An 11,560-nucleotide genomic window follows, 5' to 3' on the forward strand; every position below is an offset into this window, starting at 1 on the left:
AACCCATCCCTCGCCAGGTGCGACAACGGAGAGAACCCGACGTCACGGAGCCCTATGTCATGTGCGGCACTCGAGCCCCCGCGCAAGCGCTTTCGCCTGCCAAATTCCCGCTTCGCGCCTTCTTCCTCGGTGCGGCAATGGGCCTTGTTCTCGCTTCCCCGGCCTCGGCGAGCGCCCAGTGCGTGCTGGGCAGCAAGGCTGCTCCGGCCGAATTGATCCCGGCGTGCAGCGCCATCATCGACGAGACCGCAAATCCAGCCTCCGATCGTAGCGCAGCCCTCGTCGTCCGCGCCGAGGCCAATGCGCGAACCCTTGGAGGCCAGTCACAGGCGCTGCGCGATCTGGACCGCGCCATCGCGCTCGACGGTAAGAACTCAAAGGCCTGGCGCCTGCGCGGCGACCTCCTGCGCGAAGCCGGCGGCGATCTCAACCGCGCTGCGGCCGATTTGACCAAGGCGATCGAACTCGATCCGCAGGATGCGGAGGCTTACGAGTCGCGCGGCGTGGTCTACACTAATCAGCGCCGGCTCGATCGCGCCCTTGCCGATTACGACCAGGCCATCAAGCTGAAGCCGGACGATGCGCAAGCCTGGTCTGACCGCGGCGTTGCCTACTATCTCGGCGGCGACAACGAGAACGCGATCAGGAATTTTGACGAGGCGCTGCGGCTCGACCCCAACCGGCCGCGCACCTACACCAATCGCGGCGCGGCCCGGAAGAAGCTCGGCCAGCACGACAAGTCCGTCGCCGATAACACCGAGGCCATCAGGCTCGACCCGAAACAGCCGGAGTATTACGACAATCGGGGCCTCGCCCATGCCGCGATGGGCGAGTACGACAAGGCCATCGCCGATTACGACGCAGCGATCCGGCGTGAGCGGCGCGCCAACTTCCTGACCAACCGCGGCGATGCCTACCAGTTCAAGGGCGAACTCGGGGCTGCGCTGAGCGACTATGATGCCGCGCTCGAGCTCGATCCGAATTTTGCGAAGACCTACAACAACCGCGCCGTGCTCTACAAGAAGATGGGCGAGCGCAAGAAGGCGCTGGCGGACTACGAGACGGCGCTGAAGCTTGATCCGGGCAATGAGAATGCAGCCAACGGCCGCCGCGCCATGATCGCCGAGATCGCGAAGTTCGGTGCCGAGCCGCTGCGTCCGCTGAATGCGGCTTCCGGCAATGGCCCGTCGTTCGATTGCGCGACGGCGAAGCGCGAGGTCGAGAAGGTGATCTGCGCCGATCCACAGCTCGGCGTGCTCGACCGCCAGATCGCCGAGGCCTACGAGCGCGCGCTGAAGCTGGCGAACAAGCGCTCCGCCGGCGATTTGCGCGGGACCCAGCGCGATTTCCTCGCCACGCGCAACGCCAGCTTCGGCCGCCCCGACTGTGATCTGAAGAAGATCATGCAGCAGCGGTTGCAGAAGCTGAACGCGATGGAAAGCTAAGAAGCGTTCCGCACTCGTGGTCTCTCCCGCCTGCGGGGAGAGCCCAACTGCCACCGTCCTTTCGAATGGCCCCACATCCCGCAAGCGGGCCGAGGGAGCGTGCTGCCCCGCGGTGTCAGCTGTGTCTTCCCCGAAAAGCCCATCCTTTTGAGCTTGAACCGGGGCCCGTTCCCGCGAAAATAGGCCCACAACAAGGCCGGCAATTGATCCTGGTCATGGCGGGACGCCTGTCCTGCCACAAGGGTCAAGGGCAGGCGAATAAAGGTACGGGAGTGCGGGTATGAACGTCCAGGGAAACGTTGACGGGAAAAGCCGTTATCATGAGGTCCATGCGCGCTCGCTGGCCGATCCCGAGGGTTTCTGGGCCGAGGCGGCGAAGGAGATCGACTGGATCGAGCCTGCGAGGAAGATCTTCGATCCCTCGCAAGGAACCTACGGCCGCTGGTTTGTCGGCGGCGTCGTCAACACCTGCTACAACGCGCTCGACCGCCACGTCGAACGCGGCCGCGCCGACCAGGTCGCGCTGATCCATGATTCGCCGCTGACCAATTCGGTCACCAAACTCACCTATGCCGAGCTGCTGAGCGAGGTCGAGGCGCTCGCCGCCGTCATGCAGGACTTCGGCGTCGCCAAGGGCGACCGCGTGATCCTCTATATGCCGATGGTGCCGGAGGCGGTGGTCGCGATGCTCGCCTGCGCGCGGCTCGGCGCGGTCCACTCCGTGGTGTTCGGCGGCTTTGCCGCGAAAGAGCTCGCCACACGGATCGACGACGCGCAGCCGAAGCTGATCCTCTCCGCAAGCTGTGGCATCGAGCCCGGCCGCATCGTGCAGTACAAGCCGTTGCTCGACGAGGCGATCAGGCTTGCCGGCAGCAAGCCGAAGGCCTGCATCGTGCTGCAGCGTCCGCAGCTCACCTGCGAGATGACGCCAAGTCGCGACTACGACTGGGCGAGCCTGCGCCGCAAGGCGCTGAATGACGGCAAGAAAGCTCCTTGCGTGCCTGTCGCTGCGACCGATCCGCTCTACATTCTCTACACGTCGGGCACCACGGGGATTCCCAAGGGCGTCGTGCGCGACAATGGCGGGCACCTCGTCGCGGTGAAATGGTCGATGTTCAACCTCTACGGCGTCAAGCCGGGCGAGGTGTGGTGGTGCGGCTCCGACATCGGCTGGGTGGTCGGCCACAGCTATATCGTCTACGGCCCGCTGCTTCATGGCGCGACCACGATCATGTATGAGGGCAAGCCGGTCGGCACGCCCGATGCCGGCGCATTCTGGCGCGTGATCTCCGAGCACAAGGCGGTGGCGTTGTTTACCGCGCCGACGGCGTTCCGCGCCATCCGGAAGGAAGATCCTGAGGGCAAGTTCATCCGGCAATATGATCTGTCGAAATTCCGCACGTTGTTCCTCGCCGGCGAGCGCGCCGATCCGCCGACGGTGGAATGGGCGGAGCAGCAGTTGAAGGTGCCGGTGATCGATCATTGGTGGCAGACCGAGACCGGCTGGTGCATCGCCGGCAATCCGGTCGGGCTCGGCATGTTGCCGGTGAAGCACGGCTCGCCGACTGTGCCGATGCCGGGCTACCAGGTCGACGTGGTCGATGAAGCGGCAAAGCCGGTCGGCCCCAACACCATGGGCTCGATCGTCATCAGGCTGCCGATGCCGCCCGGCTGCTTGCCGACGCTGTGGAATCAGGACGAGCGCTTCAAGGAGGCTTACCTCAGCGAATTCCCCGGCTACTACAAAACCTCTGACGCCGGCTACAAGGACGAGGACGGCTATGTCTTCGTCATGGGCCGCACCGACGACATCATCAACGTCGCCGGTCATCGGCTCTCCACCGGCGGCATGGAGGAGATTTTGGCCTCGCATCCGGATGTCGCCGAATGCGCCGTGCTCGGCGTCAAGGACGCGATCAAGGGCGAGGTGCCCTGCGGTTTCCTGGTGCTGAAGGCGGGCGTGACGCGCGCGCCCGCCGCGATCGAGAAGGAGATCGTCGCACTGGTCCGCGACAAGCTCGGCCCGGTCGCCGCCTTCAAGCTCGCGATCACCGTCGGCCGCCTGCCCAAGACGCGCTCCGGAAAGATCCTGCGCGGCACCATCAAGAAGATCGCCGACGGCGAGTCCTGGACCATGCCGGCGACGATCGAGGATCCCAAGGCGCTCGACGAGATTGGAGAGGCGTTGAAGGGGCGGGTGTGACGGTCCCGATGGGGCTTGAATAGGCCGTATTTTTCCGCTCAACCCTCACCTGAGGAGCGCGCCCTGCGCGCGTCTCGAAGGATGAAAGGCCCGCTGCTGCTGCATCCGGGCCGGCATGGCTCGAGACGCCCGCTGCGCGGGCTCCTCACCATGAGGACGGAAGTGCTGCTATGAATTCGAAGTCGTTTCTTGCGATTGTGTTTGCGGGCCTCATGCTCTCCGCCTGCTCCGCGCGCTACCAGACGCCGGTGGCGGTGGGCGGCGACGACGATGACGCGGTCTGCCAGAGCCGGGGCTATGCGCAGGGCTCGCCGGAATACGTGGCCTGCCGCAAGGACCGCGACGTCCAGCGCAATGCCGCCACTGCCCGCGCCGACCGCCGCCAGCGCGACCTCGGCGAGTACATGCTGAACCATCCCGAGCGGCCGTGATGTGCGGCGCGGCACTATGATTCCGTGCCACACGCCTCGCATTCGCGCTTTTCGTGACACATCTGCAACGCCGCGACCAAATCGTGGCGCGCCTGTCCTGATTTGATCGGCGTCAAATCCTTCGCCATCCCCTTTCTGCTCTGACGCTGATGTCGCGCAACGATGCGCGCGAGAGATGGCTGAAGGGGATTGAAATGCAGAGAACGACGAGAAACCTGGCGCGGCTCGCCACGATTGGCGCGATGCTCGTGGGCACTTTTGCCTCGGCGCAGGCAGCCGATTTGCCGGTCTACAAGAAGGCGCCGCCGCCGGTGGAGGCGTTCAATCCCTGGATGGTGCGCCTGCGGGTGCTCGGCGTGCTGCCTGATGGCGGCAGCAGCGTGAACGTGGCGGGCGCGCCCTCGCTCTCGTCGCCGAATTCCGGCCTCTCGATCAGCGATCAGGTCGTCCCCGAACTCGACATCAGCTATTTCTTCACCAAGAACATCGCGGCCGAGCTGATCCTCGGCGTGACCAGGCACTCGATCAACGGCACCGGCTCGCTGGCGAACCTGCCGATCGGCAAGACCACGCTGTTGCCGCCGACGCTGACGCTGCAATATCACTTCGACAATTTCGGCGCGTTCAAGCCCTATATCGGCGCCGGCGTGAACTACACGGTGTTCTTCAACAACTCCGCTGCGAATACGCCGGCAGCGATTGTCGGCCCGCCCGCGATCGTCGCCACCACCACCAACCTGCACGTCAGCAACGCATGGGGCGGTGCCGTCCAGTTCGGCTTCGACTACATGATCGACCGGCACTGGGGTTTCAACGTCGACGTCAAGAAGCTCTGGCTGCGTCCGAACTACTCGGCGACCGTTTCCGGCCTGCCGGTCACCGGCACCGCGCATATCGATCCGTGGCTGGTCGGCGCGGGTGTGACGTACAAGTTCTGAGCGCTCACCAGGAGAGCGCCGACCCGCATCGGGGGTGGGGCGCACAAACGAAACGCGGCGGGTTTTCCCGCCGCGTTTTTGCATTCGGACGCAGACGAAGGCGAGCTTACTCCTCCTCTTCGTCCTGCTTCTTGCCACCGAGCGTCTTCAGCTTGGCGAATACGGCGTCGACATTGAGATCGTCGCCGGACTTCTCCGCCGGCTCGTACTCGTCCTTGCGCGTGGTCTCGGACGCCGGCAGCAGGGTGGCGCCGCCATAGGCTGCGTCGATCGGCTTTTCCTTGGCCGCGCGCTGCACTTCGAAATCGAGTTCGATCTGCGAGCACAGGCCGAGGGTGACGGGGTCGATCGGGGTCAGGGACGAGGTGTTCCAATGGGTGCGGTCGCGCACGCTCGCGATCGTGCTCTTGGTGGTGCCGACCAGGCGCATGATCTGGGCGTCCTTGAGTTCCGGATGGTTGCGCAGCAGCCAGAGGATGGCGCTCGGGCGCTCGTGGCGGCGCGAGACCGGGGTATAACGTGGCCCCTTGCGCTTGGGCTGGGGCGGCAGCACCACCTTGCTCTCCTGGAGGCGGAGCCGGTAATCCGGGTTCTTCTCACCCTTCTCGATCTCCTCGCGGGTCAGCTGGCCGTTGGAGAGGGGATCCATGCCCTTGATGCCCTGGGCAGCGTCACCGTCGGCGATCGCGCGCACCTCGAGGGGGTGCATCTTGGTGAAATCGGCGACCTGGTCGAAGGTCAGCGCGGTGTTGTCGAGTAGCCAGACGGCGGTCGCCTTGGGCATCAGAGGTGCGTTGCTCATGGCAAATCTCCTTTGTGCTTCGCCCACCCCTCTGGAGGCGAAACCGGTGGTCATCAGCGATGACAGGGAATTCGCGCTATATAATCCGGGAGGGGTCAGCCATGCAATGGTTCTGCTATAGATAGTGCCTTGACACCGCCCGAAAGGGGGCCCAATTCCCTTCGAACCGGTGTAAGGTTCAAGCCGACGGTATTAAGCCCTATTCCATCCCATCGACCGCCCCCCGCCAGAAGGCGAAACGGGTGATTCGGTCCCGAGATCGCTCAATGTCAGCCAAGCCAGACCTCAAGATCGTGCTTTGTTCTCCCCGTGGCTTTTGTGCCGGGGTGGTCCGGGCGATCGACACCGTGGAGCGGGCGCTCGATAAATACGGCGCCCCCGTCTATGTTCGCCATGAGATTGTGCACAACAAATACGTCGTCGACGGGTTGAAGAAGAAGGGCGCCATCTTCGTCGAGGAGCTCGCGGAAATACCGGAAAATACCACCGCCCCGGTGGTGTTCTCGGCCCACGGCGTGCCGAAGTCGGTCCCGGCAGATGCCCAGTCCCGCAACCTGTTCTCGCTGGATGCGACCTGCCCGCTGGTCACCAAGGTGCACCGCGAGGCTGCGATCCATTTCAAGCGCGGCCGCGAGATCTTCCTGATCGGCCACTCCCATCATCCCGAGGTGGTCGGCACGCTCGGCCAGCTTCCGCCCGGCGCCGTGACCCTGATCGAGACCGCCGAGGACGCCAAGACCATCACGCCGAAGGATCCGAACAACCTCGCCTTCGTGACCCAGACCACGCTGTCGATCGACGACACCGCGGAGATCGTGGCGTTGCTCAAGGAGCGCTTCCCGAACATCAACGGTCCGCACAAGGAAGACATCTGCTACGCCACCACCAACCGCCAGCTCGCGGTGAAGAAGGTGGCGCCGGTGGTGGACGCCCTGATCGTGGTCGGTGCGCCGAACTCGTCGAACTCGCAGCGTCTGCGCGAGGTTGCCGAGCGCGAGGGCTGCAAGATCGCGGTGCTGGCGCAACGTGCCACCGACATCGACTGGACCAGGTTCGGCAACATCAGCAGCCTCGGCATTACGGCAGGCGCGTCCGCGCCGGAAGTGATCGTCGAGGAGATCATGGACGCCTTCGCCGAGCGCTATACGTTGCACGTGGAGACGGTCTCGGCCGCGGAGGAGAACGAGTTCTTCCCGCTGCCGCGTCAGGTGCGCCCCGAAGCTGCCGCCGAGTAGACCTCTATGGCGGTCTACACCGACGTCGCCGCCGACGAGCTAGCGGATTTCCTGAAACAGTACGATCTCGGCGAATTGCTCTCCTACAAGGGCATCGCCGAGGGCGTCGAGAACACCAACTTCCTGCTGCACACCGGCAAGGGCTCGTTCATCCTCACGCTCTATGAAAAGCGTGTGGCGAAGAACGATCTGCCGTTCTTCCTCGCGCTGATGGCGCATCTGGCCGAGCACGGCGTCAACTGCCCGCTGCCGGTGAAGGGACGGGACGGCGAGGCGTTGCGCGAGCTGGCAGGCCGGCCCGCGGCGGTCATCACCTTTCTCGAAGGCGTCTGGCCGCGCAAGCCGAACGCGACCCATTGCGCCGGGGTCGGCGAGGGGCTGGCCAGGATGCATCTGGCCGGCGCGAATTTTGCGATCAAGCGCGCCAATGCACTCTCGGTCTCGGGCTGGCGGCCGTTGTTCGATGCGGCGTCAAACCGCGCCGACGAGGTGCAGCCGGGCCTGCGCGGTTTTCTTTCCGCCGAACTCGATTATCTCTCCAGCGGGGTCTGGCCAACCAGTCTGCCGCAGGGCGTGATCCACGCCGACCTCTTCAACGACAACGTCTTCTTCCTCGGCGACAAGCTCTCCGGGATCATCGACTTCACCTTCGCCTGCAATGACATGCTGGCCTATGACGTCGCGATCTGCCTCAATGCCTGGTGTTTCGAGCCGGATCATTCCTTCAACGTCACCAAGGCGCGTGCCTTCCTCAACGCCTACGGCCGCGTGCGCAAGCTGAGCGAAGACGAAGAGGCTGCGCTGCCGCTGCTGGCGCGCGGCGCTGCGATCCGTTTCCTGCTGACGCGACTGGTCGACTGGCTCAACGTGCCGCCGGGCGCGCTGGTCAAGCCGAAGGATCCCCTGGAATATGCCCGCAAGCTGCGCTTCCACCAGAGCGTGACGAGCGTGCGCGATTATGGGTTGATGCCGTCGGGGCTGGTGGCGTGAGCGAGCGTCCCGTTGTCACGATCTATACCGACGGCGCCTGCTCGGGAAATCCGGGGCCGGGCGGCTGGGGCGCGATCCTGAAGTTCGGCGACAAGGAAAAGGAGCTGAACGGCGGCGAGCGCCATACCACCAACAATCAGATGGAACTGATGGCGGCGATCTCGGCGCTGGAGGCACTGAAGAGGCCGTGCACGGTCGATCTCTACACCGACAGCCAGTATGTCCGGCAGGGCATCACCGGCTGGATCTTCGGCTGGAAGCGCAACGGCTGGCGCACCGCCGACAAGAAGCCGGTGAAGAATGTCGAGCTGTGGCAGCGCCTGGATGCCGCGCTGAAGCAGCACGAGGTCCGCTGGCACTGGGTCAAGGGCCACGCCGGCCACCCCGAGAACGAGCGCGCCGATCAATTGGCGCGGGATGGCGTCGCGATGGCGCGGTTGCAGCAGCGGGTGGCGGAGTAGCGAAGGCGTACTGTCTCTCCACCCCGTCGTGGCCGGGCTTGACCCGGCCATCCACGCCCTGCCGCAGTGTCCAAGAACGTGGATGCCCGGGACAAGCCCGGGCATGACGTTGCCCTTGGAAAGAGGTGCCTCAGAACTTACAGCTGCCCCAGCAGCGTATCGCCGCCGGAGACCTCGACCTTGCCGGGCATCGCCTCGAGGTTCAGCTTCTTCACCACGCCGTCCTCGACCAGCATCGAATAACGCTTGGAGCGGATGCCGAGACCGTTGGCGGAGGCGTCTAGCTCCATGCCGATCGCCTTGGTGAAGTCGGCATTGCCGTCAGCGAGGAAGACCGCCTCGTCGCGCTGGTCGGTGTCGCGCTTCCAGGCGTTCATGACGAAGGCGTCGTTGACGGAGACGATGGCGATGGCGTCGACGCCCTTGTCCTTCATGGCATAGGCGTTGAGGAAGATGCTCGGCAGATGCATCTTGTGGCAGGTACCGGTATAGGCGCCGGGCACCGCGAACAGCGCCACCTTCTTGCCCTTGAAGACATCGTCGGTGGTCTTCACCTGCGGGCCTTCCGCCGTCATCACGCGGAATTTCGCCTCGGGCAGCTTGTCGCCAATCTGGATCGCCATCATCAGTCTCCCTGAATATCGGTCCTGCTTTTTAGACCGGGCAGCCGGCCTGCACAATATTGCCGGTGAGGGGAGCGGCAGGCTACCGACGCTTAACTGTTATGTCATCAACCCGCAAAGCCGCCGTTGTCCAGGAAAGCCTGCTCTTCCGCGGTGGTCTCGCGGCCGAGGAGCTGGTTACGGTGGGGAAAGCGGCCGAACCGGCGGATGATGTCGGCATGCACATGGGCGTATTCCAGGCTTTCGGCGTTGTCGGTGCCCTGGAACAGCGCAATGCAATGCAACTGGTCGGCCAAATGCTCGGAATGCATGAAGGGCATGTAGAGAAATTCGAGCAGGGCGGGATCAACCCTGCGGTCCACTCCCCGCGCGATGGCGCGACGCGCGACATCGCGCGCCTGCGCGTCGCTGGCGAACGCCTGCGGGGTGCCGCGAAACATGTTGCGGGGAAACTGGTCGAGCACGATGACGAGCGCGAGCGCGCCGTCATCGCTTGCCTCCCATGATGCGAGCTCGCCGGCGGCCGCCTTCTGCCACAAACGGAGAAAGCGGCGCCTGATCTCTGCATCGAAGGCGTCGTCGCGCGCATACCAGCGCTCGCGGCCGGCCTCGCGCCAAAAGGCGAGAATTCCGGCCGGACTGATGTCACCGACCTCGGCCATCAACGAAGGCGTGCTTACGCGGCCTCGGCCTTCGTCTCGTCGCGGAGCTGCCGGCGCAGGATCTTGCCGACATTGGTCTTCGGCAGGTCGGTGCGGAATTCGATGTGCTTGGGCACCTTGTAGCCGGTGAGCTGCTCGTGACAGAACGCGATGATCGCATCGGCCGTGAGGTTTGGATCCTTCTTGACCACGAAGGCCTTCACCGCTTCGCCCGATTTGGAATCGGGGATGCCGATCACGGCGCATTCGAGCACACCCGGATGGCTCGCGATCACTTCCTCGACCTCGTTGGGATAGACGTTGAAGCCGGAGACCAGGATCATGTCCTTCTTGCGGTCGACGATCTTGGTGTAGCCCTTCTCGTCCATGATGCCGATGTCGCCGGTGCGGAAATAGCCGTCAGCGGTCATCACCTTCGCGGTCTCTTCCGGCCTGTTCCAGTAGCCCGACATCACCTGCGGGCCCTTGGCGCAGATCTCGCCGGGCTGGCCGAGCGGCACCTCGTTGCCGTCGTCGTCGCGGATCGAGATGTAGGTCGATGGCACGGGGATGCCGATCGAGCCGGAGAACTCGGTCGCGGTCGCGGGATTGCAGGTCAGCGTCGGCGAGGTCTCCGACAGGCCGTAGCCTTCGGCGATGAAGCAGCCGGTGATCGCCTTCCACTGGTCGGCGACGGGACGCTGCACGGCCATGCCGCCGCCGTTGGAGATCTTCAGCTTGGAGAAGTCGAGCTTCTTGAAATCGGGATGGTGCATCAGCCCGTTATAGAGCGTGTTCACTGCCGGGAAGCTATTGACCTGGTACTTCGCCAGCTCCTTGACGAAGCCGGGAATGTCGCGCGGGTTGGGGATCAGGAGATTGCAGCCGCCCGCGCGCACCGCGAGCAGGTAGCAGGCGGTCAGCGCGAAGATGTGATAGAGCGGCAGCGCGCACACGACCATGAGCTGGTCGACATGCGGCGGCGCGGCGAGCGCCGGCTGGAGCCAGGCGTCGTTCTGGAGCACGTTGGCGACGATGTTGCGGTGGAGCAGCGTGGCGCCCTTGGAGAGGCCGGTGGTGCCGCCGGTGTATTGCAGGAAGGCGACGTCGCCCGGCGAGAGCTTCGGCTTGCTGAACGTCATGCCGCGGCCGGCCGAGAGTGCGTCGTTGAAAGCCACTGCCCCCGGCAGCGACCAGGCCGGTACCATCTTCTTGACCCGGCGGACGACGAGATTGACGATCACCCCCTTGAAGCCGAGCAGGTCGCCCATGCTGGCGACGATGACGTGCTTCACCTGCGTTTTCGCGATCACCTGCTCGACCGTGTGGGCGAAATTCTCCAGCACGATGATGGCTTCGGCGCCGGAATCCTTGAGCTGGTGCTCGAGTTCGCGCGGCGTATAGAGCGGATTGACGTTGACCACCGCGTATCCGGCGCGCAGCACGGCGGCGGTCGCAACCGGGTATTGCAGCACGTTCGGCATCATGATCGCCACGCGGGCGCCGCGCTGGAGACCGCGGCCCTGCAGGTAGGCGGCGAGCGCGACCGACATCTGATCGAGATCGCGATAGCTGATCGACTTGTCCATGCAGATGAACGCCTTGCGGTCGGCGAACTTGGCGAAGCTCTCCTCCAGCAGGTCCACCAGCGATGCGTATTGCGTCGGCTCGATATCGGCGGGCACGCCGGGCGGATATTGCTTGAGCCAGATGCGCTCCATGGTACTCCCCTCATCAAACTGAGCCCGTTGTGTCTCGGGCTTGCCTCATTGCCGCCAGTATCCAACCTGC

General features: G+C 64.5%; 11 protein-coding genes. 7 read left to right on the forward strand and 4 right to left on the reverse strand.

Annotated elements, in window-relative coordinates:
- Window positions 1-59 precede the first annotated feature (59 nt).
- From ACYCVF_RS20640 to ACYCVF_RS20655, 4 genes are all read left to right on the forward strand, one after another.
- Entirely contained in the window at window positions 60-1,445 is a 1,386-nt protein-coding gene (locus tag ACYCVF_RS20640; protein ID WP_459599415.1) for a tetratricopeptide repeat protein, read from the forward strand.
- Between the two features lie 280 nt (window positions 1,446-1,725).
- Complete coding sequence (locus ACYCVF_RS20645; RefSeq protein ID WP_459599417.1) at window positions 1,726-3,648, forward strand: propionyl-CoA synthetase; 1,923 nt, start codon at window positions 1,726-1,728, stop codon at window positions 3,646-3,648.
- A 170-nt stretch (window positions 3,649-3,818) separates the two neighbouring features.
- Entirely contained in the window at window positions 3,819-4,079 is a 261-nt protein-coding gene (locus tag ACYCVF_RS20650; protein WP_459599419.1) for a hypothetical protein, read from the forward strand.
- 194 nt (window positions 4,080-4,273) lie between these two features.
- A complete protein-coding gene (locus ACYCVF_RS20655; protein ID WP_459599421.1) occupies window positions 4,274-5,017 on the forward strand; it encodes an OmpW/AlkL family protein in 744 nt (247 codons plus the stop codon).
- Window positions 5,018-5,123: 106 nt separating this feature from the next.
- Here the strand turns inward: ACYCVF_RS20655 and ACYCVF_RS20660 are convergent, their stop codons facing one another.
- On the reverse strand, window positions 5,124-5,819 hold the full coding sequence (locus ACYCVF_RS20660) for a DUF1013 domain-containing protein (RefSeq protein WP_459599423.1): 696 nt from the start codon (window positions 5,817-5,819) through the stop codon (window positions 5,124-5,126).
- Window positions 5,820-6,085: 266 nt separating this feature from the next.
- On the opposite strand from ACYCVF_RS20660, the gene ispH reads away from it, so the two are divergent.
- From ispH to rnhA, 3 genes are read left to right on the forward strand one after another with little or no spacing between them, the layout of a single operon-like run.
- Window positions 6,086-7,054: a 4-hydroxy-3-methylbut-2-enyl diphosphate reductase gene (gene ispH / locus ACYCVF_RS20665; RefSeq protein WP_459599425.1), complete on the forward strand. Its 969-nt coding sequence runs from the start codon at window positions 6,086-6,088 to the stop codon at window positions 7,052-7,054.
- Window positions 7,055-7,060: 6 nt separating this feature from the next.
- Window positions 7,061-8,044 (forward strand): homoserine kinase, encoded by a 984-nt coding sequence (locus tag ACYCVF_RS20670; protein ID WP_459599427.1) that lies wholly within the window; start codon window positions 7,061-7,063, stop codon window positions 8,042-8,044.
- The gene (gene rnhA / locus ACYCVF_RS20675; RefSeq protein ID WP_459599429.1) at window positions 8,041-8,505 is read left to right on the forward strand and encodes a ribonuclease HI; all 465 of its coding nucleotides are present in this window, start codon (window positions 8,041-8,043) and stop codon (window positions 8,503-8,505) included. The genes ACYCVF_RS20670 and rnhA overlap by 4 nt, the downstream gene beginning before the upstream one ends.
- Window positions 8,506-8,642: 137 nt before the next feature.
- Here the strand turns inward: rnhA and ACYCVF_RS20680 are convergent, their stop codons facing one another.
- The 3 genes from ACYCVF_RS20680 to ACYCVF_RS20690 form a co-directional block, all read right to left on the reverse strand.
- Window positions 8,643-9,128, reverse strand: a complete 486-nt coding sequence (locus ACYCVF_RS20680; protein WP_459599431.1) for a redoxin family protein — start codon at window positions 9,126-9,128, stop codon at window positions 8,643-8,645.
- 107 nt (window positions 9,129-9,235) lie between these two features.
- Window positions 9,236-9,790, reverse strand: a complete 555-nt coding sequence (locus ACYCVF_RS20685) for a DUF924 family protein (RefSeq protein WP_459599433.1) — start codon at window positions 9,788-9,790, stop codon at window positions 9,236-9,238.
- Between the two features lie 14 nt (window positions 9,791-9,804).
- Window positions 9,805-11,490: a long-chain-fatty-acid--CoA ligase gene (locus ACYCVF_RS20690; RefSeq protein WP_459599435.1), complete on the reverse strand. Its 1,686-nt coding sequence runs from the start codon at window positions 11,488-11,490 to the stop codon at window positions 9,805-9,807.
- Between the last annotated feature and the right edge of the window lie 70 nt (window positions 11,491-11,560).

It is taken from the genome of Bradyrhizobium cedriense (assembly GCF_054602315.1).